The 23,089-nt window shown below is 38.0% G+C and carries 20 protein-coding genes and 1 pseudogene; 11 read left to right on the top strand and 10 right to left on the bottom strand.

Translation table 11 applies throughout. The features are described from left to right. Positions 1-51: 51 nt before the first annotated feature. Together C9J46_RS03040 and C9J46_RS03035 are read right to left on the bottom strand one after the other, a co-directional pair. Positions 52-2,118 carry a GGDEF domain-containing protein gene (locus C9J46_RS03040; RefSeq protein WP_107290542.1) on the bottom strand — a complete coding sequence of 689 codons (2,067 nt, stop codon included), beginning with the start codon at positions 2,116-2,118 and terminating at the stop codon, positions 52-54. Next, the gene (locus C9J46_RS03035; protein ID WP_233217619.1) at positions 2,115-3,290 is read right to left on the bottom strand and encodes an extracellular solute-binding protein; all 1,176 of its coding nucleotides are present in this window, start codon (positions 3,288-3,290) and stop codon (positions 2,115-2,117) included. Before C9J46_RS03035 ends, C9J46_RS03040 begins: the two co-directional genes overlap by 4 nt. 371 nt (positions 3,291-3,661) lie before the next feature. Here C9J46_RS03035 and C9J46_RS03030 point away from each other — a divergent pair, with 371 nt between their 5' ends. After that, on the top strand, positions 3,662-4,228 hold the full coding sequence (locus C9J46_RS03030) for a C40 family peptidase (RefSeq protein WP_107287105.1): 567 nt from the start codon (positions 3,662-3,664) through the stop codon (positions 4,226-4,228). Positions 4,229-4,514: 286 nt separating this feature from the next. Here the strand turns inward: C9J46_RS03030 and C9J46_RS03025 are convergent, their stop codons facing one another. From C9J46_RS03025 to C9J46_RS03015, 3 genes and pseudogenes are all read right to left on the bottom strand, one after another. Further along, the gene (locus tag C9J46_RS03025; RefSeq protein ID WP_107206307.1) at positions 4,515-5,690 is read right to left on the bottom strand and encodes an amino acid permease; all 1,176 of its coding nucleotides are present in this window, start codon (positions 5,688-5,690) and stop codon (positions 4,515-4,517) included. Between the two features lie 416 nt (positions 5,691-6,106). After that, on the bottom strand, positions 6,107-6,349 hold the full coding sequence (locus C9J46_RS03020; protein WP_107206306.1) for a hypothetical protein: 243 nt from the start codon (positions 6,347-6,349) through the stop codon (positions 6,107-6,109). A gap of 186 nt (positions 6,350-6,535) precedes the next feature. After that, positions 6,536-6,919 (bottom strand): annotated as a pseudogene (locus C9J46_RS03015) (DUF805 domain-containing protein). A gap of 270 nt (positions 6,920-7,189) precedes the next feature. On the opposite strand from C9J46_RS03015, the gene C9J46_RS03010 reads away from it, so the two are divergent. Next, the gene (locus tag C9J46_RS03010) at positions 7,190-9,730 is read left to right on the top strand and encodes an Ig-like domain-containing protein (protein ID WP_107287106.1); all 2,541 of its coding nucleotides are present in this window, start codon (positions 7,190-7,192) and stop codon (positions 9,728-9,730) included. A gap of 82 nt (positions 9,731-9,812) precedes the next feature. Here the strand turns inward: C9J46_RS03010 and C9J46_RS03005 are convergent, their stop codons facing one another. From C9J46_RS03005 to C9J46_RS02995, 3 genes are all read right to left on the bottom strand, one after another. Further along, on the bottom strand, positions 9,813-10,088 hold the full coding sequence (locus tag C9J46_RS03005; RefSeq protein WP_107290541.1) for a hypothetical protein: 276 nt from the start codon (positions 10,086-10,088) through the stop codon (positions 9,813-9,815). Positions 10,089-10,189: 101 nt separating this feature from the next. Next, a complete protein-coding gene (locus C9J46_RS03000) occupies positions 10,190-11,455 on the bottom strand; it encodes a NupC/NupG family nucleoside CNT transporter (protein WP_107206302.1) in 1,266 nt (421 codons plus the stop codon). A 310-nt stretch (positions 11,456-11,765) separates the two neighbouring features. Beyond that, the gene (locus C9J46_RS02995; RefSeq protein WP_107287108.1) at positions 11,766-12,680 is read right to left on the bottom strand and encodes a LysR family transcriptional regulator; all 915 of its coding nucleotides are present in this window, start codon (positions 12,678-12,680) and stop codon (positions 11,766-11,768) included. Positions 12,681-13,130: 450 nt separating this feature from the next. Here C9J46_RS02995 and C9J46_RS02990 point away from each other — a divergent pair, with 450 nt between their 5' ends. From C9J46_RS02990 to metR, 9 genes are all read left to right on the top strand, one after another. Next, on the top strand, positions 13,131-13,952 hold the full coding sequence (locus C9J46_RS02990) for a phosphate ABC transporter substrate-binding protein (RefSeq protein WP_107290540.1): 822 nt from the start codon (positions 13,131-13,133) through the stop codon (positions 13,950-13,952). Between the two features lie 86 nt (positions 13,953-14,038). After that, positions 14,039-14,950 (top strand): phosphate ABC transporter permease subunit PstC, encoded by a 912-nt coding sequence (pstC, locus tag C9J46_RS02985; protein ID WP_107206299.1) that lies wholly within the window; start codon positions 14,039-14,041, stop codon positions 14,948-14,950. A 5-nt stretch (positions 14,951-14,955) separates the two neighbouring features. Next, positions 14,956-15,843 carry a phosphate ABC transporter permease PstA gene (gene pstA, locus C9J46_RS02980; protein WP_107206298.1) on the top strand — a complete coding sequence of 296 codons (888 nt, stop codon included), beginning with the start codon at positions 14,956-14,958 and terminating at the stop codon, positions 15,841-15,843. A 16-nt stretch (positions 15,844-15,859) separates the two neighbouring features. Then, positions 15,860-16,609: a phosphate ABC transporter ATP-binding protein PstB gene (pstB, locus tag C9J46_RS02975; RefSeq protein ID WP_107206297.1), complete on the top strand. Its 750-nt coding sequence runs from the start codon at positions 15,860-15,862 to the stop codon at positions 16,607-16,609. A gap of 177 nt (positions 16,610-16,786) precedes the next feature. Further along, a complete protein-coding gene (locus C9J46_RS02970) occupies positions 16,787-17,422 on the top strand; it encodes an alternative oxidase (RefSeq protein WP_105059943.1) in 636 nt (211 codons plus the stop codon). 25 nt (positions 17,423-17,447) lie between these two features. After that, positions 17,448-17,783: a DUF1971 domain-containing protein gene (locus C9J46_RS02965; protein WP_045084364.1), complete on the top strand. Its 336-nt coding sequence runs from the start codon at positions 17,448-17,450 to the stop codon at positions 17,781-17,783. Positions 17,784-18,027: 244 nt separating this feature from the next. Then, complete coding sequence (locus C9J46_RS02960; protein WP_107290539.1) at positions 18,028-19,680, top strand: mechanosensitive ion channel family protein; 1,653 nt, start codon at positions 18,028-18,030, stop codon at positions 19,678-19,680. A gap of 335 nt (positions 19,681-20,015) precedes the next feature. Next, positions 20,016-20,465 (top strand): META domain-containing protein, encoded by a 450-nt coding sequence (locus tag C9J46_RS02955; RefSeq protein ID WP_107206294.1) that lies wholly within the window; start codon positions 20,016-20,018, stop codon positions 20,463-20,465. A gap of 380 nt (positions 20,466-20,845) precedes the next feature. Further along, entirely contained in the window at positions 20,846-21,757 is a 912-nt protein-coding gene (gene metR / locus C9J46_RS02950; RefSeq protein WP_107290538.1) for an HTH-type transcriptional regulator MetR, read from the top strand. A gap of 52 nt (positions 21,758-21,809) precedes the next feature. On the opposite strand, the gene C9J46_RS02945 is transcribed toward metR, so the two are convergent. Together C9J46_RS02945 and C9J46_RS02940 are read right to left on the bottom strand one after the other, a co-directional pair. Then, positions 21,810-21,998, bottom strand: coding sequence for a DUF4250 domain-containing protein (locus C9J46_RS02945; RefSeq protein WP_005368511.1), 189 nt, complete (start codon positions 21,996-21,998; stop codon positions 21,810-21,812). Positions 21,999-22,132: 134 nt separating this feature from the next. After that, positions 22,133-22,801, bottom strand: coding sequence for a hypothetical protein (locus C9J46_RS02940; protein ID WP_107290537.1), 669 nt, complete (start codon positions 22,799-22,801; stop codon positions 22,133-22,135). Positions 22,802-23,089 lie beyond the last annotated feature (288 nt).

Raw genomic sequence — 23,089 nt, 5'->3', positions numbered from 1 at the left:
TGTTAGCTTCCTTGTTTTGTGCATTACTCTTTTTATTAGAGTGATCTAAAGCTACCTTGGCATTTTACCAATTTGTTCGTAATATGCTTTTTTATCTAAATACATTGCTTTATCTGCTACTTGATAAAGTGCACGTGCATCAATATTTTCAGTGCTAGCACAGCCCATAGCAAAGTGAATAGCCACTTTCTCTCCTGAAGCTAGGCGTGCATAATGCTTATCTATAACTAACTGTTGTAAACGCAACGTTAACTTATCACAGCCTACATTATCACCACCTTTGATAATAATCGCATATTCATCTCCACCGAGACGATATACCTTGTCGGTATTACGACAAACACTTTGAATAAGCCTACCCGTTTCGATTAACAGCTGATCACCCATATGATGCCCATATTCATCATTGGCTTGCTTTAAACCATTCACATCGATCATAAACAAACCAAAGTATTGTTCTGGATATCGATGTGCAATTTTTATCCACTCATCAAGATCAACATCAAACGCTTTACGATTACTTAGCCCCGTTAATGGGTCTGTGATTGCGCTTCTTTCCAACTCTTCATTCAGTAATCGACCTTCAAGTTCTGCAGATAATTGACGAATAAATAATGAAATAATTTCATAGTCATCTCGTGCAATATTAGGGTGCTCCATCACAATAATCCCCAATAACACACCATGTGTATCGACAATTTTGAAACATTGAAGCACTTTATCGCCACTATTAATACGAAAGTAATCACTGCAATGCGCATCTGCATCAATACTCTCTAAATTAATGTTAGACAAGCCTTCACTAAACCAATTTGTATTCTTGTTTATAAATAACTGCATCCCCCATCCTGAATAAGGATACAGACTCACTAACTGCGTCATAACCGTAGAGTGAATATCACCATGTTGTAATTTATTACTAAATAACAAGAGTGACTGAAGCATGGTTCGACGTTTTTCTTCGCGCTGTAATGAGTGAGTTAACTCTAACGTCTTTTCATGTACTTTCTGCTCTAGTTGATCATTAAAAGTCATCAACTTTACATTTTTATCTTCTAAGTCACTAAGCTGGGCTTTTATTGTGGTCGACATTTTCTGAATAAGATTATTCACCATGATTAATTCAGAAAATCTTAAATCTTTATCTAATATATTATAATTGCCACCTAAACACCCCCTTACACTGTCCATAAGATAGGTTAAAGGTTTTGCGAACCAACGATACGATATTGTCGCCGTTAATAACGTAAACATAATTACAATAATAGCGACAATAGTTAATATCTTTAATGAATTAGTAAAGGGATTCTCTCCCAAATATTTATTCATGAAGACTTGAGCTTCATAAGACATTGGCTCTGCAATATATTTATTATCTATCGTCACTTCAGCCGTTTTTGATACCGTCGGCATTAAGGGATCAAGTTTACCTTTATAAACCGCAATATTATCCATGCCATTATGATGAAAAATAACGTGCTCTCCATCTTTTAAATAAGGGCGAAGAACCTTAACAATATTTTCCACAGGCACTATAACAATTAAATAACCTAACGGTTTACGCTTTAGCCCTTCCGTCAGCGTTGACTGATATATAGGTACACCTATGGCAACGCCTTTATGACTAGGGTTAAATTTATCAGGCATCAAATGTTCATCACCATAATTAAACACCCATTGATTGCCTGTACTTTTACTCGTACCCACACTCTTACTCAACAAGGTTTTCAAACTGGAGAAGGATTTTACTCCATTAATACCATTATAATTTTCTACCTCATCCCAGTTAGCATCAACCAAATAAGCCGCTTGTGCTAATGGCGTGTTATCAACTAAATTTGCTAATGTGGCATCGACATGGCTAGTCAGAAAGAAGTCATCAATGCCCTGCACTAACAACCTATCTCGTGATAACACATCTAGCGCAGTAGATAATAGATAAAAGCGATAATTAAACTCTTGTGCTAACGTTGTGGATAAACGCTCTATGAGATCAATTCGGTAATTAGTTTCAACTTCTGTTTGCTGCTTTATTAATAAACCGCCAATAATAGATGCTGGTAAAACCGCAACGAAAACCATTAATAGCGCCAGTGATGACTTTAATTTTAGTTTCATTTTTTACTCAACCGCTTCCATTGCTGAATAGCGATACGCTGCATAAATTCAGCCGTTTTTTCTGCTGATAGTCCATCTTCATAACGCTTAAAGCCAATAGCCATCGCTTGCCATGCTATGGACATTTTTATTGTTGATGGCATTGGTTTAGATAATTCAAATTGCTTAAACAATATTTGCTCATCACCTGTAGCCTGCTGCTGATAGCGATTCAATAATTTCTCTGACGTAGGTAATAAACGTGTCTCTTTATAGACCAATTGTTGAATACTTAAGCGTTGAATAAACTTAGCAAACTTTTTAATTAAGGCTTTTTTATGTACCGTGTGGTTATTGTAATTAGGTAATGACAGAAGAAATGTGCTACTCATTGGGTGCATTACATTACCATCAACAGTAGGTAATAAGGCTACGCCTAGAGCATTGCCCATTGCCTTCTTTAAATCTTGATATGCCCAATCACCATTAATCGCATACGCCTCTTTACCTTGAATAAAATCACTTTGTGAACAAGTATAATTACATTCAGGATTTACAATTTTTTGCTCTGATAAATAACGATAATATTTTAAAGCCTTAACCATTTCTGGTGTATTAAGTGATATTTCACCATCAATAATGGGCCAACCATTAAACGCAGATAAAAATGGTATAAAGTAATACATATCGAGGTAATTCCACCCAATAGGCAAAATATTTTTATCAAGCCACTTTTGCTTGGTATCGATAATGTCATGCCAACTACTCACTGGCTGAGAAACTAGCTTTTTATTATAATATAACAATAGGTTATTCCCTTGAATAACAGGAACTCCCCAATATTTATCATCAACGTACGCTGTCATCATCGCCGTTCGAGAAAGCTCTGGTGATAACCAACTTTTAGGAATACTTGATAGTTTCATTAAACTATGTAGGCCAACAAAATCAGAGGGAAAAATGACAAGATCAGGTAAACCACCATATTGTGCGCCCAGTAAAATTTCAGCTTTTATCTTCTCAGGATCAAATTGAACAAGAGAGATATTTATATTATTTTCTTTTTGAAATTCACTTACCAATAATTCAATAAAACTATTATCTTGATGCGAATACCAAAGCGTTAATCTCTCTTCAGCTTTCGCAGATAAAGAAAGAAACATCATCAGAAAAAATACTACACTTCTTAACATAACCACACCAAATACCTTTTTAGGATATCGATAAAGCGCGAACAATATTATAAATATAATACACACCTATCGATATAATCGGTATGATAGAGTATTCCCAAAAAGAATCAAACACCTACCAGTAAAACCTTATGTGACATATCAATAACTTATAGTAACAAAACGGATTATGTATTTCGTTTTACTCCCTAAAAGCACTAATATTTAAATAAAATACAATAGGTTACATAATTAATTTTTATTTTTGTTGATCATCGATAACTTAATCACCTTAATGTGAAGGGATTCAAGTAAAAAATTAACACAACTTTCATCTAACCGTTATGATGAGCTATCTTTTCCTTTTTTAAACAGCAAGCGCACATAAAGTTATGACATTACCTAAATCCTCAGTGGCACTTATCACCTGTTCTCTTTTTTTTCTTACTGCTTGTGAATCAACGGTAAATGCATCACCACAGCCCGAAGCGCTCTCAAAACAACCTATGGTAGCTAAAACAGTTATTAAGCCATCCGTTACCCCTATCTCAAACACTGAGTTAAAAAAAGAACAAGACATGATCAACTTCGCACGTAAGTATCTTGGTACAAAGTATGTGTGGGGTGGGACAACGCCTAAAGGTTTTGATTGCTCAGGTTTCATTAAATATGTTTATAACAAGTACGATATTTCAATACCTCGTACAACAGCGGCTTACCCTAATCTTTATGATAAAAAAGTATCACTAAAAAATGCCAAAGTAGGTGATCTTATTGTTTTCACAGGAACAAATCCGAAGATTCGTAAACCAGGTCATGCTGGTATTATTACTGAAGTGGGTAAAAACACATTGAAATTTGTTCATAGCTCTTCATCTAAAAAGCATTTTGGTGTAACTGAAACCGACTATTACAAAAGTGGTTATCCAAAGCGTTACTTAACAGTAATCAAAATGTAGCACAGATAATCGAGCAATTTAGCGATAAAAGGAGCACCATGCTCCCTTTATCTGTAATCATTTCTTTACACTGTAAGATTTCCTAAAATTCTCATCATCTAGCCCTACTACCAGAAACTTTGTATTATTTGAAAAAATAACAGTGTGTGCTAGCGATACTCCTATCGCACTCCAATAGTCACTCTCTGTTTGGTATGTCTAAGTCGGTCACTTAATACATACCTAGAATAAGGGGCTGATAGATCGGTCAATCTATCAGCCCCACACTTTTACTATTACGCTTAGTTTAAATAACTTGCGCTCCAATCAAGAATAAACCAAAGCCAAAACAAACCATCATTGCAATTTGCCCACCTCCAACTTCGTAATACGCATCATTACTTATTGCTGTTTGTGTCTTACCCTCTGCTTTTCTTAAGTTAAGAGCCATCATCATAGGGATAAACACTGCAATAAACACCATAATTAAGCCCGCATAACTTAATACTGCTAAAAATTTATCTGCAGCAAATATGGCGCCTAATAATGGAAGAATAAAGGTTAAAACATACGTCACCGCACGATTTTGTTTAAATAAATCAATATTTTGGTCAAATAATGAAAGAGCCACACCAAAGAATGAAGTCAGCAACGCTAGTCCCGTAAATAATGAAAGAATGACATGGATTCCTTCAAATCGAGTGGCCAGCACATTAATTAGCTCGGAAACATTATTGAACTGTGTTAATTGCTCGTACGATAAACTTCCCACAACAGCGTAAAGCCACAATAAGTAGCACACAAGTGGAATAAACGAGCCTAGTAAAACCATATTGCGTAATTGCGCATGTGTCGCTTTGTCGTTATAAGACACTAATGATGGAATAACAGGAAAAAATCCAAAACTGGTAAATAACACAGCACTGGTTTTGATTAGATCAATACTACTGTCATTTGTTGCAGTGAAAAAGTGTGCCAGTGACATATTTGGCACTAAGGCAAAGAGCGTAATAATAAGCACTGCTAACATTAAGAGAAATAACACACGATTAAGCTTGTCAATCACACCAGTACCAGCCGCGACAATACCACCAGCAATAACAGCAAACAAAATTTGACTTTGAACTAACGAGATATCTAAATCTAAATTCAGTACCATTTTATGCACTAAGTCGCCGGCACCAATGATGTAAGCCATTAATAAACATATTAATAGTGCGTATAACAAGCCATTAGTGATTAACTGTCCACCCTTTCCTAATGATTGTTTCGCGATAGTGTTCATACCTAAACCACCGCGAACTTTAATACTGGCTTCAAGTAATAATAATGCTGAATACGTTGTACCACTCCAAATAATCAACATTAAAATTGTGCCTGACAATAAGCCAAACTGAGCCAATACCATTGGAATAGCGAGCATTCCTGCACCGAGTGCTGTACCCGCAATAATCAGCGAGCTACCTATTAATTTTAAATTCACACAATACCCTTACTTTATATATGCAACACAAAGCCTCAGCTTATGGCTGCGTATTATCAAATGATTTTAATCTTTAGATTGTCGGCTAATTAATAGCCGTGACTAAATCGAGATGAATATAAAGATAGGTTCGAAAAGACAGCCAACGAGCATTGTCGTTGAACTTGATGAATAGAAAAGTTACACAACATTAATCGTACTCCAAAAACGATATTAATAATGATGAGTGGTCATGATGTTTCATTTCGGTCAAAACGAACATCACTCATCTGTTGCAATACTAAAACACATTTCTAAAGAATGAAATAATAGATTATATCCTCTGACCAGCAATCTGCTTATATAAGCCTTCAGGGCTTGCCACCAATAGGCTTATAGAATGCTTTAACGAGAGCACTACTCAGAATAATGGGTTATCACCCCACGTGCTTTTCTGAAGCAAGGCTAACGAGAGTTAAGCGGTTAAATGAACCTGGTTTTACAGCAATTAAGCTACCGTCGCCAAACTGAATACCATCAAAGAACTGAGTACCCCATTTCACACGCTTAAAGTGTGCATAACGCGCTTTTGAATATACGGTTTCTAAAGCGTTCAACGCACCTTCACGCTTTACTTGCTCTTGAATTGCTTTACTTAATAATTTATCAGCAATAAGCATCGTTGCCTCCTACAAAAATAACCGCGCTTTCCATATTCGCTCATTTCTTTTTACCAAACACACTAAGATATGCAAGGGGACGTTTATCAATTTATACTTTTTTTCATTGGCTGCTTAAATTTCACACATAAAAAAGCCCAGAACTTTTGTCTGAGCTTTACGTTCAACATAATGATTAATTGGTATTTACACCGTGAATGAACCTTCATTTTGTTTTGGGTTGGGACCAAATCGGTTATCACCTGGCTTGCTGTCTTGTACCATAAAATAGATCAGCACTAAGATACCAACAATCGGAACAAACATGATCAGTGCCCACCAACCTGTACGATCTTGATCATGTAAACGACGGACAATCACGGCAATATTAGGGATAACAATAAACAGTGAATATAATGCCGCTAATACGCCATAGTCATCCCCAATGGTTGGTAAACCTAAAAGACTATCAGCAAACCCTAGTGCCATACTGATCAAAGCGCTAAAAAGCGTAAAAAACCAAAACTCTTTACGACGTGAACGACCATTAAACTGTGCATATTTTTTTTAAACAGCAAGATACCAATCCATTTTTCTTCCTTTAGTCCGATATTTCTAGGCTAATAAACCTCTTACACAAAATGTATTCCTTTTCATAACTATAGCCAAGCGATTTTAACTATCTCTTTGTTGTGAGACCGCTCAAAAATAAAAATGACATTCACTTTGTATTCTATTTACACTGTGAGTGACTTAATAAAGCCTAAAAAATATGTGTCTTGTTTTTAACATTTATTCACTTTCTCTCGCATTATTATTCTACTCACTTTCGAGGAATTGTAACTGCAATAGGGATAGACAATGCAAAAGACACTTCTTACCTGTGCGTTAGCCGTCGCCTTTAGCACATCGCATGCTTATGCGGCAGATTGTTCTAATATCGCCGAATGGCAAGCAGATATAGCCTATAATGGCGGTAGCCAAGTCCAACAAGACAATAACATATATAATGCAAATTGGTGGTCTCAAGGCAATCAGCCAGCGAGCCACTCAGGGCCTTGGCAAGAATGGACATTCGTTGATAGCTGCATGAGCAGTGGAAATCAAGATCCATCCGTAACACTGATCTCACCGCTTAATAATGCACAATTAACCGCGCAAACAGATATTACGTTAGCTGCCAACGCAAGTGATAAAGACGGTTCTATTCAACATGTTGAGTTTTTCATAAACCAACAATCTATTGCAGTTGTCGATACAGCCCCATACCAAATTAATTGGACAACGGTGCTTGGTAACTACACCATTACAGCCACAGCAACGGATAATGAAAATGCCACTAAAACAGATGTTGTGAATATTAGTGTCGTTTCAGCGAGTGAAAACCTTGCGCCAAGTATTTCAATTAGTTCACCAACATCTGATACTCCTATTTCTGAAGGCGATACGGTAACGATCACAGCAAATGCCGAAGATAAAGATGGCTCCGTCACTCAGGTAGAGTTCTTTGTTGATAACCAACTAATCGCAACAAGTTCTTCAGCCCCATTCACTGCACAATGGACATCAACGGCTGGTAATCATCAAATTACAGCCAAAGCAACAGACAATGAAAATAGTACAACCACATCAAGTGCGATAACTCTCACTGTTGATGACGCTATTGTTGGTGGTGGTTGTAGTGATATTCCAACCTTTAAATCTGGTACTGATTATCTAGCAGGTGATTTAGTAGAAAGTAATAATCATAAATACCGTTGTGACATCGCAGGTTGGTGTTCATCATCATCTGATTGGGCTTATAAGCCTGGTGAGGGACAGTATTGGACAGATGCATGGACAGATTTAGGAATTTGCGCCATTGCTCCTGACGTTAAGATCACCTCTCTTAGTGATCAACAAACGGTATTAGCAGGAACGACTCTGACGATTGATGCTGATGCTACTGATGCCGATGGTACTATCGAACAAGTCAGTTTCTATGCTAACGAACAACTTATTGACACCGTTCTTACAGCCCCTTATAGCACACAGTGGTTAGCATCAGATTTAGGTAATACCACGATTAAAGCCGTTGCCACTGATAATGAAGCGAACACGAATGAAGCTAGCGCTACGGTTACTGTAAGCGATCAGGCTCTTGTTACTAGCTTAACATCTCCAAGTAGTGGCTCTGTTGTCACACTAGGAAAAGCACTCACCCTTTCAGCAACAGCGACAGCACTAACCGGTGATGTTCGACAAGTTGATTTCATTATTAACGGCAATGTTGTTGCAACCGATAAAACTGCACCTTATAGCAGTTCTTGGACGGCGCAATCTGCAGGTAATTACACTGTCACAGCCCTCGCTACGAATGGTAACGGTGAAACCGCACTATCAACCGCAGCCAGTGTAAAAGTTCAAGAACCGATTGAGACTCAACATAACTTAATTGGCTATTGGCATAACTTCGTTAATGGCTCTGGCTGTCCAATACGTCTTCGTGATATTTCACCCGCTTGGGATATTATCGATATCGCATTTGCTGATAATGATCGCAACAGCGACGGTACTGTTCACTTTAATTTATACAACGGTGACATTCGCAGTAGTTGTGAGCCGCTTGATCCACAACAATTTAAAGATGATGTTCGTGAATTACGCGCACAAGGTAAAATCATCGTTCTTTCACTGGGTGGTGCTGAGGGTACTATCACTTTAAATAACGATGCCGACCAAGCAAACTTTGTTTCAAGCTTGACTGATATTATTAATGAGTGGGGATTTGACGGACTCGATATTGACTTAGAAAGTGGGTCAAACTTACTCCATGGCACAGAGATCCAAGCCCGTTTACCCGTTGCGTTAAAACAAATCGAAGCCAACATTGGTGGTGATATGTATTTAACCATGGCACCAGAACACCCTTATGTTCAAGGCGGCATGATTGCTTACTCAGGAATTTGGGGCGCTTACATCCCGATGATAAATGAGTTACGTGACATGCTAAATCTGCTGCATGTACAACTATATAACAACGGTGGTTTAGCAAATCCATATACGTCAGGAGTCGCCCCTGAAGGATCGGTTGATATGATGGTGGCATCAGTCAAAATGTTAGTAGAAGGGTTTGAACTGGCAGATGGCAGTCAATTTGCACCACTTCGCGATGATCAAGTTGCGATTGGCTTGCCGTCAGGACCAAGTTCTGCGAACTCTGGACAAGCACCAACACAAAATATTATTGATGCACTAGATTGTGTCACCAAAGGCAGTAGCTGTGGCTCGGTCGTACCGACTAAACTGTATCCTAACTTTGGCGGTGTAATGACGTGGTCAATTAACTGGGATGTTCATGATGGCTTTAATTTCTCAGGTCCTATCGGAGATAAGCTTCAACAAATGAATAGTCAACGTTAACCCGTATCCATATACGTGATAAAAAAACGCCAAGGTTGCTATTTATGCATCTTGGCGTTTTTCTTTGAAATAAGGAAAATCATTAATAGCGCTTAATTCGAACCACTTTCATCGTTTCAACTTCAAACCCTGCCACCATCATCACTTCAGGGTAATAGGTCATATTCACCTTACAGCCATTTAAACTTTGATATTTTTTTTTTCGTTTAAATTTAAATGGGACGTCGTAACCTTCAATCATCAACGTATGCAGGATCCACTCACCGTCTTCTCGCTGAGTATGTGAGCGAACTTTCAATCTATCGCTATGAATGAGTTCAGCATGTTTTGCTACAAGCTTATCCACATCAGATTTCATGATATTCGTTTCCTTTTTGTTATTTAATCGCGACTTGAAACACATATACAAAAACAGAGAGCCTCGGCTCTCTGTTTTTGTATTTTATTCTGCTTTCTATACTACAGTGAAAGAGGAATAAATAAACCTGCCAATGTCGCACTCATTAAATTAGCAAGTGTTGCAGCAAAAATAGCTTTCATACCTAAACGTGCAATCTCAGGACGACGTTGTGGGACAATACCACCTAAACCGCCCATTAACATTGCAATAGAGGTTAAGTTAGCAAAACCACACAATGCAAAGGTCACAATCGCTTGGGAGTGCTCACTTAATTTAGCGACAGTTTCTGGCTTCATTAAATCAGCGAATGCAATAAATTCATTAACGGCAATTTTAGTACCGATCAAACTTGCAGCGGTTGTTGCTTCTGACCATGGCACACCAATTAACCATGCAACAGGCGCAAATAGATAGCCAAAGATCATATCAAGGCTTAAATGATGTAAACCATCCCAGTTAAAGCCTAACCACTGACCCAAAGAGGCTAACCAGTTACCAATATGACCTAAGCCGCCATTCACAAGCGCGATTAAACTGATAACCGCCAGTAAACTTGCGCCGACTGCCATAGCTATTTGTAAACCACTTAACGCACCACGAGAAGCGGCATCAACCATATTAACTGGTTCGTCTTCTTCACCATCGTCTTCTTCTTCCATGGTGTGAACACCTTCAGTCTGAGGAACAAGCAACTTTGCCATCATCAAACCTGCAGGAGCAGACATAAAGCTTGCTGCGATAAGGTACTTAAGCTGAACACCTAATCCCGCATATCCCACCATGGTACCACCAGCAACAGATGCTAAACCGCCAACCATTACTGCGAATAATTCTGAACGTGTCATTCGAGCCAAAAATGGTCGAACAACTAAAGGCGCTTCCACTGAACCGACAAAAATATTAGCCGTTGCAGACATTGACTCTGTACGTGTTGTACCCAGTAGCTTTTGTAATATGCCACCAATCGTACTGATCACCCATTTCATAACGCCTAAGTAATACAGTACAGAAATTAGCGCAGAGAAAAACACAATTGAAGGCAAAACGTTAACAGCGAAAATGAAACCTAATTTAAATTGTGCTAATTGACCGAACAGAAATTCCGTACCTTCATGGCCATATTCAAGAATACCGGATACGGCACCAGATATGCTGTTTAAAACTACACGACCAATAGGAATGTATAAAATGAAGCCCGCAAAAATAACTTGAATACAAAATGCACCCAACACGCTACGCCAATTAATTGCACGACGATTTTCTGAAAATGAAAAACCAACGGCAAAAATAACAATAATGCCTAAGATGCCGACCAAATAATGCATGGTCAATCTCCAATGTGTAGTAGTAAACGATTGCGGGGGGATTCTATTGAGAAATAAAAACGTGACAAGGATCAAATTGTTATTACAATTAACAATCGAGAAACAAAAAACACAGGAAACGGCTACTTTTCAAACTAAGCAAACGAAAAGCGTTTGATTGGTTCTTATATGGGATAGTATTGTTCCCATAATTTACAATTAGAAACATTTAAAACAGCGTTTAGCTAACCGTTTGCGTCACGCTGCTGTTTTTTACATCATATGATTGATGAAAATAAAGACTTACCAACATGAAAAGTTTAATGGATCACTATACCTGACATGAGATATTCCCTAACGCGATATGTTCACGAATAAACTCAATAAAAAGATTCACCTTCGAGGGTAAATACTTATGGCGAGGATAAACTGCATACAGTGGCATATGTTGTGTTAACTGCCAATCCGGCATTAACCGAATTAATTTACCTTGGCGGATTTCATCTTTTAATAAATACGTCGCTAAGTACCCTACTCCATTACCAGAAATGGTTGCATCACGTATTGCATCAGCAGAATCCACTCGATAATTGCCCGTTACCTTCACCTGTTGTTCTTCATTACCTAAGCTGAAATTCCAAATATTGTCTTTACGCTCACGACTAAAATACGTAATACAGTTGTGATGTTGTAAATCATCTGGATGATAAGGCACACCATGCTTTGCTAAATAATCAGGGCTAGCGACTAGAACAAAGTCACAATTTGTTAAGTGACGAGCAACAAAACCTTGAGGAGGAGAATCCATAAAACCTATCCATAAGTCTAATTGCTCTGAGATCAAATCAACACGATGATCAAATAAGCTGAGTTCAAGATTAACTAATGGGTTTTGTTCATGAAATTCATTGATGAAAGGCGCCACATGATTTGAAGCAAATGACTGGGCAATACCCACCCGTAATGATCCTTGCTGGCTATCACCAAAAATCAACAGCTCACTCTCAGCTTCATTAATTTCATCGACAACAACTTCGCAATGTTTCGCAAAAATTCGCCCTGATTCTGTTAACGCAAAAGACCGTGTTGTTCGCTGTACGAGTTGTACACCTAGACGTTCTTCTAATTGTTGAACCAGTTTACTCACTTGAGTACGCGAAATTTCCAGTAATTGAGCAGCCTTTGTAAAACTCTTCTGCTTGGTTAGAGCATTAAACACCACCATTTGCTGCGCTTTTTTTAACATTGATAGCCTTTATTAACATAAAAAGTCTGGTTAGGAAGTCATTACAATTTAACTATCCATTACAACCGTTCATTTTACTATAGATAAAGTGTCAAACAACTGTCTGATATAGAGGCTCATATTCATATCGTAAATAAGCTTTCATCTAACAACGATTAAGTTCTACGCATCGTAACATTCAATCTTTGAGCATATAAATAGGTGAAAAATCGCTCACAAGCAGCTGTAACTATATAAATTACCCCATAAAAACAAGATACCAAATAGCGATAAAGCACGCTTACCGCTTTAATAACATTCAATTAACGCCTCAATTAATCCCTATTAAGTATTTGTGACAACATTCATAGAGTGTTCAAAGTTCTGAAACATAAGTGTCACACAACTTTCCTAATCTTTGTCACGTTCATTTATATCTACAGTAATAAGCAACCACGAAGGACTAGGAAAATGAAAACAAAGATTATCGGTGCAATCGCTTTAGCAGGAACAATGGTAGCTAGCACTGCAGCAATTGCAGGTGAAACTATCTCTGTTGTAGGTTCAAGCTCAGTAACACCGCTTATGGAAGTTTTTGGTGAGACTTACGCGAAAGGAAACGATGTAACAGTAGAGGTTCAAGGCCCAGGTTCATCAGCTGGCATTCGTACTGCACACGATGGCTCAGCCGATTTTGGTATGTCTTCTCGTGCACTTAAAGCATCAGAAGAATCGCCTGAAGTACAAGAAGTGGTTATTGCTCGTGACGGTATCGCTGTTGTTGTTAATAACAACAACCCGGTTTCTGACCTAACAAAAGAGCAAGTTGCAAAAATCTATAAAGGTGAAGTAACTAACTGGAAACAAGTTGGCGGCGAAGATAAGCCAATCGTTGTTGCTACACGTGATACAGCATCAGGTACTCGTGGTGCTTTTGAAGACATCATGAAACTAAAGAAAAAAATCAATGGCGTTAAAGTTTCAGCTATTTCACAGAAAGCACAAGTTGCTAGTGGTAATGGTCAGCTGAAAACAACCGTTGCAAACAACCCATTTGCTATTGGTTATATCTCTTTAGGTTCAGTAGATAATACTGTTAAACCGCTAGCGATCGACGGTCACAAACCTTCTGTTTCTGCAATCAAGTCTGGTGACTACACAGTTCAACGTCCATTCCTTGTTGTGTTCAAAGAAGGCCGTCCATCTGCTGAAGCGCTAAAATTCCTATCTTGGATGAAATCAGCAGACGCACAGAAAATTGTTGAAAACAAAGGCTTCATTTCTACACATTAATTAGTATTTTACGCTCAGCTCATTAGGGCTGAGCGTTTTTTGTTTGTCAGTAACCGGTCACTTTTGTACTGGTTCTGGAGTAAGTAATGACCATCGCGAATATTGAAAAAACAGCAAAGAGCACTTCTTCGCTAAAATCAAAAAAACGAATTGATTGGCGAGAAATAGTCTTTAAAAATCTATTTATGCTAAGTGCCGCTATCGGCATTTTATCTCTTATTACCATTGGCTACTTTATTTTCCGCGAAGGTTATGCTGCCTTTGCGCAAGCTGGTGTAGCTGGTATCGTCCTTGGTACTGATTGGTTACCACCAGCGCTATACGGCATTGCACCAATGATCGTTGCATCACTGGTTTCAACGGCTGGTGCTGTTGTGTTAGGTGTACCCATTGGTGTTTTAACTGCTATTTTTATTGCAGAAGTAGCCCCAAAACGTCTAGCCGATTTAATTCGTCCAATGATCGAACTATTAGCTGGTATTCCTTCTGTCGTTTATGGTTTCTTTGGCTTAGTTATTATCGTGCCGCTTATCCAAGAAGTGTTTAATGTCCCTGCCGGTAACACTATTCTGGCGGGTATCATCGTGCTTGCCGTCATGATCTTACCAACAGTTATTACGGTATCTGAAACCTCTATTCGCGCTGTACCTCGTGCGTATAAAGAAGGGTCTTTAGCATTGGGAGCATCATCGATGTTCACCATTTTCAAACTACTGGTTCCGGCAGCTCGCTCAGGCATCATGACTGGCGTCATCTTAGGTGTTGCTCGTGCTCTAGGTGAAACGATGGCAATTATTATGGTGATGGGTAACTCCCCTGCTATGCCTGATGGTCTATTAGAGTCGGCACGTACACTAACGGCAAATATTGCTATCGAAATGTCTTACGCAACCGGTATTCACGCCAGTGCATTGTACGCTACAGGTATTGTCCTTCTGGTTTTCATCATGATGCTAAACGGCGCGCTTTTGTTTTTAAACCGTGAGCGTGCGAGGTAAAAGTTATGTCATTAACAGCAAATACATCGGTATTGGCCAAAGCCAACCCGCAAGCACAAAAACGTAAAGATCAGATCGCTTTATTTTTAATTTGGTTATCAGCAGGTATCACGGTTGGTTTTTTACTTTGGGTGATTTGGTACATTTTAAGTAATGGTCTAGCCCATGTTAATTGGTCCTTTATTACTTCTGGCTATACCACTATTGGCCAAGAGTCAGGAATTTGGCCAATGATCGTCTCAACTATCTATATGGTTATTGCTTCTATCTCAGTTGCAGCACCGTTAGGTATTATGACGGCTATCTACTTAACTGAATACGCAAAAGTAGGCAGTCGTTTAGTTAAAGTCATTCGATTCTGTACAGAATCACTCGCTGGTATTCCATCAATTATTTATGGTTTATTTGGTATGACATTCTTCGTGGTTGTTATGGGTTTTGGCTATTCAATTTTATCGGGTGCATTAACACTCAGTATTTTGATTCTGCCTGTTATTATTCGAACCACAGAAGAAGCACTAATGGCTGTTCCTCAAACCTACCGTGAAGGTTCTTATGGTTTAGGCGCATCTAAAATTTACACCATCTGGCGACTTATTCTTCCTAGTGCAATGCCAGGAATTGTAACAGCTATCATCCTCAGTGTCGGTCGTGTTATTGGCGAATCCGCACCGGTATTTATGACCGCAGGTATGGTTGCACGTATACCTGAAAGTGTTTTTGACTCTGGTCGAACGCTTACCGTGCACCTTTATAAGTTAACCCAAGAACTTTACACCGTTCATGAATGGAATCAGGCATACGGTACTGCCACTGTTCTTATTGTGATTGTTCTTATCATTAACTTAATTACCAAACTAATTGCGAGCCGTTTCAACACTGCGACTTACTAATTTTGAGGAAGATAAAATGAATAAATTTAATATTGAAAACCTAGATCTTTACTACGGTCAGAACCAAGCGCTAAAACAAATTAACTTACCGATTCCTAATCGTCAGGTAACCGCTCTTATTGGTCCATCAGGTTGTGGTAAATCTACCCTACTTCGTTGCCTTAACCGCATGAATGATCTTATTGAAGGCGTAAACATCAAAGGATCATTGACCATGGATAGTGAAGATGTTTATGGCAATATTGATGTCGCTCAGCTACGTATTAAAGTCGGCATGGTATTCCAAAAACCAAATCCATTCCCAATGAGCATTTACGAAAACGTTGCTTATGGTCTACGTGCACAAGGGGTTAAAGATAAAAAGACCCTTGATGAGATTGTCGAACAATCTCTTCGTGGTGCCGCATTATGGGACGAAGTAAAAGATCGTTTGAAATCACACGCATTTGGCCTATCAGGTGGTCAGCAGCAACGTTTATGTATTGCACGTACAATCGCAATGAAACCTGAAGTTATTTTGATGGATGAACCAACATCCGCACTTGATCCTATTGCGACCAAAAAAATTGAAGATTTAATGGAGTCACTGAAGAAAGATTTCACCATTGTTATCGTTACTCACTCAATGCAGCAAGCACGTCGTATCTCTGACCGTACTGCATTTTTCCTTATGGGTGAATTAGTAGAACATGATGAAACGCAAAACCTATTTAATAACCCTCAAGATGAACGCACTCGTGGTTATGTAAATGGTGATTTTGGTTAATTAATAGAAGTTAATTAACGTTCTTCCTCTTCGCATTTTTTAGAATAATAATAGCGATGGTACTTTTTGCCTCTTCCTTGTGAAGAGGCTTTTTTATATATGTTGCGTTTGAAATACTTGTTTTAATAATTTAAACATTTATTATTAATACATGTTTAAGAAAGAGCGAGTAGTCCAATGTCAGATTTTGCTTTAACACACAGAGAAACCACTAAATTTTCTGAGCGCCTAGCGTATAAAATCACACAGCTTCTCAAGTATTCTCTTAATATTTTCTATGGCAAAAAATACGCTAAACGTGCTGTGATTTTAGAAACCATTGCTGCCGTACCAGGTATGGTTGCCGGTATGTTTAACCATTTAAAAGCCCTTCGCCGAATGAAAGATGATGAGGGGTGGATCAAAGAGTTATTAAGTGAAGCAGATAATGAACGTATGCACTTAATGATCTTTTTAGATATCGCTAAACCAAGCTGGGTTGAACGTGGACTCGTCTTATTAGGGCAAGCCGTTTTCATCTGTGTATACAGTATTATTTACCTCACTTCATCAAAGATTGCGCACCGTGTCGTGGGTTACTTTGAAGAGGAAGCTTGTAAAAGCTATACCGAATTTTTAGAAAAAATTGATAGTGGTGAACTTGAAAATGTCGCAGCGCCACAAATTGCAATTAACTACTATGAGTTACATGATGATGCAAAACTGCGAGATGTTGTATTAAGAATCAGAGAAGATGAAGCTAAACATCGCGATCGTAATCATAACTTTGCTGATTGTTATCAAAACAAGGATTTACCAGCTCACCAAGCCTAATCAAAAATAATATTGGAGAGAACTTATGGCATCTATTCCTAATAGCTTTATTAACTACAAATCAACCTCAGTATTTAATCGTGACACTGTGCCGAAAATGTTAGTTCATGAGCACAACACCCGTGAAGGTGTATACGGAAAAATTAGTGTTATATCTGGGACTCTGAAATTTTATGGCTTTACAGAAAGACGAGGAGAAATCGAACAAGAGGTTGTTATTCAGGCAAATGACTCACTCATCAGCCCGCCTCAATACTGGCATAAAGTTGAATTAATGACACCTGATACTCAATTTCAAGTCCATTTCTATGCAGACAAAGACAGTGAGATAGCGCGCCAAAACTTAAATGAACGTTCATAATAAAGTTACAATAAACCACGACAAGTCACTAAATTGTCGTGGTTTTCTATTTTTCATATCAACTTAAACGATTATTTGTACCATCCATTCTTCTTGTTGATTACTTGCAAATTTCTAACTTTCCGCTTTAAAACTAATATATAATCTGCGCCTATTTTCTCTAGCCAGCAAAAATATGCATTAATTGAATTGTATATATGGCTTTTCTTTGATTATGTTTACACCAGTAGGAGTTAACCGCATTATGCGCTTTCTGGTATTAATATTATTACTTGTGTCTTCTCTTAGCTTTGCCGAGAGTAAGACCGATACGTCCAAGCAAACCGTTAATCCTAAAGTAGAGCAACTGCTTCAACTCAATAGTGAAATAGTAACCTTATCTAAGGAGACAACTACATTAACGGGATCTTCTCTCGATGTAGTCCGCTTACAAATACTAAATAAAAATAACGAACTTCGTGATATTCTCGCGAGTATGATTAAAAGCAACGATGTCGATAAAAAGTTGCTGTTAACACAAGTAGATAAACAAGTTGTATTTGTTAGAGAAGCCAATAAATTTCTTGATGAAAAATTAACCCGAGATCAGGAAGTTCTCGATAAAGCTAAAGATGCTGACAAACTTGTTGCTTTAAAAACAATAGCTGAAACACGTCAGTTTTCAACTTCAATTCTAAAAGAAGAATGGCAAAATTATCAGTGGCTAGAAAAGCTAGGGAAACCAGCCCCACAAGCTGTAAAAGAATTAACCGACAAAATTGAGCACCGCCTAGCATTTACTTCAACATCTCTAACTTTTGATAGCCAAGCATTAGATGTTGCTAATAAGCAATTAAAATCAGCCAGTGAAAGTGAAAAAAGTACACTTCAACTTTCCCAGATCCTAGCTCAACGTCAAGTTGATAATGATACGACTAACTTAGAAAATCTGATTGAGATTGCAGATACGGTAGGTATTGATACTGCTGAGTACAAAAAACAACTATTCGAACAAACCGGTAACGTTACTGATGATTTGCTAAATAGCAAAGTTATTTGGTCTATCGCATCGGGTTGGACAACAGATCTAAAAGATTGGTTACTAAGCAACCTGCCACAAATGCTATTTAAAGTGTTTATTTTTGTTTTGATCATCTTTGCATTCAAAACATTGAAAAACATTGTAAGAAAAATGGTAAAGCGTGCAGTTTCTACAAAGAACTTAAACATGTCTATCTTGATGCAAGAGTTCTTTATCTCTATGTCAGGGAAAGCCGTTTTTGCTATTGGTTTACTTATTGCTTTATCTCAAATTGGCCTAAACCTAGCCCCTATTCTAACGGGTTTCGGTGTTGCCGGTATTATTGTTGGTTTCGCATTACAAGATACGCTATCAAACTTCGCTGCAGGTATGATGCTACTGATTTACCGTCCATTTGATGTCGGTGATCTGGTTGAAGCTGGTGGTATTACGGGTAAAGTAAGTCATATGAGTCTTGTAAACACCACAATCAAAACATTCAGTAACGAGATGCTAATGATCCCAAATAGTAAAATTTGGGGTGATATCATAAAGAACGTAACGCACGAAAAAGTCCGTCGTGTAGACATGATCTTTGGTATTGGTTACAGCGATGACATTGAAAAAACAGAACGTGTGTTAAATGACATTGTTTCTGAGCATCCGGCAGTACTACGTAGCCCAGAGCCAACAATTAAATTACACACTCTAAACTCTTCATCTGTTGATTTTATCGTGCGCCCTTGGGTGAAAACAGACGATTACTGGGATGTTTACTGGGATATCACACGCGAAGTAAAAATGCGCTTTGACCGTGAAAATATCTCAATCCCATTCCCACAGCAAGATGTGCATCTTCATATGGTTGAAAAAGCAATTGAATCTAAAAAAGCTTAAATAGACCAAATAAGTATGGGCAAGGTATTACCTCATCTCTGTAATACCTGCCCTTTTTAGCGCTAGCTATATTCGTCATTTTATAACCATCACGTTATATCCATGCCTTCTCTCTTAAAACATGATTCATCAGCAATAACACGTTACAATATGAGAGATTTGGAATAATTAAATCTTCAAATAATCTTATACTTAGCATAACGAATTACATTTGGTTACGTAAATAAATGTAAAGTAATACTCTGGTAGAGTAATGTAAGCTATAGTTATTTATATAATGAAACAGTGTACAATAACGCCGACTTAAAAATAGAATTTATTCAGGAATGATTATTATGAAAAAGCGTCTTTTATCAGTTTTGGTACTTCCTTTGATGCTAACCGCTTGTGCAGGTAACAGTGCTATGAACTCAGCGCCACATAAAGTCACTGCAAACGAAATCAGCAATGGCAATTGGGAATTAGTTCAAATCGATCACAAAGCTCTTGCATTACAAGCACCTTTCCAAGCCCCTAGTCTAGAACTATCTTCGGATCTTGCCGCTAACGGTAACGCAGGGTGCAACCGTTACTTTGGTCAAGCAGAGCTTAAAGATGGACAACTACGCATTGAAAAAATGGGGATGACAATGATGCTTTGTCCTGACGATGCAATGAAAGTTGAGCAAACATTTTCAAAATCATTATCAGACTGGAACAAAGTTGCTATTTCTGGCGACACGCTGACACTAACAAATGCAAAACACACATTAACGTTCACGAAAAAAGTTGCTGATACTAAATAAGCATTTACTTTAGAAAAACAGACAGGCAGCCTTGAAGCTGCCTTTTTTATTTCTCTCTTTTACTTATTTATCCTACTGTTTTAATAAACTATTGACGTAGTAATTTCTGTACTAACCATATTTTCAAGTGCTGCTTCCGTTTCAAGCTAGTTATGTGTTTTCAAACCACAATCAGAGTTGCAAAATTTTTGATTTGCTTTCTGTTGTCTACAAGTTGACATCCAAATATTCACTTTGATTATGAATATTTCTCATGTTGATAGTATGGCGATATAAACTCATCCACGCTAATATGGACGTGTAGCCATCTAGATGTTTGGGTTATAGTAAAAAACGATAAGTTGATAAAAGAACACGCTTTCACAAGGACGTAGACAAGCATGATTGAATTAAAACATCTTAGAACATTATCAGTATTACGAGATACTGGCTCATTAACCGCGACAGCTAATACATTGTGTTTGACCCAATCAGCTCTTTCTCATCAATTAAAAGATCTGGAACAACGTCTTGGTGGTCAGCTATTTTTACGAAAAACTCGACCTGTAAAATTTACTGCAGAAGGTGATATTTTATTAAACCTTGCAGATACAATTATTCCGCAAATCACTCATGCAGAACATGAACTTGCTAACATAAAACAAGATGCTAATGGTCGCTTACATATGGCGATTGAATGCCATTCCTGTTTTCAATGGCTAATGCCTGCATTGAAGGAATATCAGGGACAGTGGCCAGCTGTAACACTAGACTTCTCTTCAGGCTTTGGCTTCGAACCATTACCTGCTCTTGCTTGCGGTGAGCTCGATTTAGTGATCACGTCTGATATTCAGCCACGTAGCGAGATCCATTATGAACCTTTATTTGATTTTGAAATGCGATTAATCGTTAGTGTTAATTCCCCTTTAGCAGAAAAGCCTTTTATCACACCGCAAGATATTGCCGATCACACCATGCTGAGTTATCCCGTACAAAAAAATCGTTTAGATGTCGTCAAACATTTCCTACAACCTGCTGGCATAGAGCCGAAAGCTTGGAAACAGGCGGATAATACTTTGATGCTTGTGCAAATGGTGTCGGCTGGATTAGGCGTTGCCGTACTACCTAATTGGGCTATTCATGATTTTGCGCAACAGGGGTTAGTCGTAAGTAAGCCGTTAGAGCAAGGTTTATGGCGACGTTTATTTGCTGCGATTAGAGCATCAGAACAGCAACGTCACTATCTACAAGCTTTTTTCGCAACGGCAAGGCAACAATGCCAACTCCATTTAGAAGGTATTAAGTCGGCATAATTCATACAAAATAAAAGCCTCACTTAATGAGGCTAATTTATGGATTAATGTATTATCGGAATTGATTGGTTATTGGATCATACTGATAGCCTAGCTGTGCCAACTTATCTGTCAATTCGCCTTCATCTAGTTCATAACGACTTAATAATTCAGACATGCTACTGCACTCTAAACGTAAGCGTTCATTCACTATCCCAATGACAATATTGCCATCCATACTCAGTAGATTATTAATTTCCATACACCTTCCAGCTCCCTACATAATGGCTTAATTAAAAAGTGTTCATGTTACTCATTAAGCATAGACGTAGATAACCAATACAAAAAAGCCGCTATAAAAGCGGCTCTATTTCATTGTTTTTAATATCGATAGTTTTAAAACAAAACTAACTGTAAGCCCGCAGAAAACATCAACACTACAAGCGCAATCACTAACTGCCAATTATTCACTTTTTTATTTAATAAGATGTGGCCTGACCAAATCACCAAGCCAATCACCATTAATGCTAACGCCGTAATAATTTCTATCATATGGTGGCTTGTTGTTGCCTGACCGAGAGTCATGATCTGCCAGATCATAAATAAAATCGTTAATATTGCACTAATAAAACCGACAAACGGTAATATGCGGTGAAATGCCTGTAAACGCGTACGCGCAAAAGTCAGTAAAACATGGGCTAATACACTACCATATAATGCGATAGCAACTAGGCTAATCGCAATTTCAGGCATATTTAAGGTGGGTAATAACACAAGCCAACAAATAAAGGCTAATACATCACTACCATATAAAACTTTAATAGGCCCAGCATCACGTGTTTTCCCTGTTTTCACTTTCATCGTAAAGAACGCTAATGACAGTAAAGGTAACACGGCTAAAGGCTGTGCTATAGCGGCGAGTAACCAACCAACAAGCAATACTGGTAACATTTTATGAACACGACCACGTTGACCTGGGCAAATTTCGCCCTTCATCAAAACAATGGTAAGGATAAGTTGCGCACCAAGTAGCGCGGGCACAAGAAAGGTTAAGTAGCCTGCCATAATAAACGTCATTGAGTAGATAAAAAGTACAGCGATTATACCGAGTTATTCTGTGATGTGAATATATGGCTAGATTTTCTAAATTGAGGCTACATTTTAAAATAAACCAATAATGTCATTTATTCTATTTGAGACGCATTTTGCATATTTTATTAAAAACTTCTTAACTATAAGAATTTTTAATAATTAAGCCATCTTTCATAGTGAAAGCGATAAAATTAAAAAGAAGTTTAGCTATTTAGTCTTTAACTTCTAATCATCATAATTATTCAAACTGCAGGAGGTTTA

The sequence above is a fragment of the Photobacterium sp. GB-36 genome (assembly GCF_003026135.1).
Lineage (GTDB): Bacteria > Pseudomonadota > Gammaproteobacteria > Enterobacterales > Vibrionaceae > Photobacterium.
This window is presented reverse-complemented; position numbering and strand designations above follow the sequence as displayed.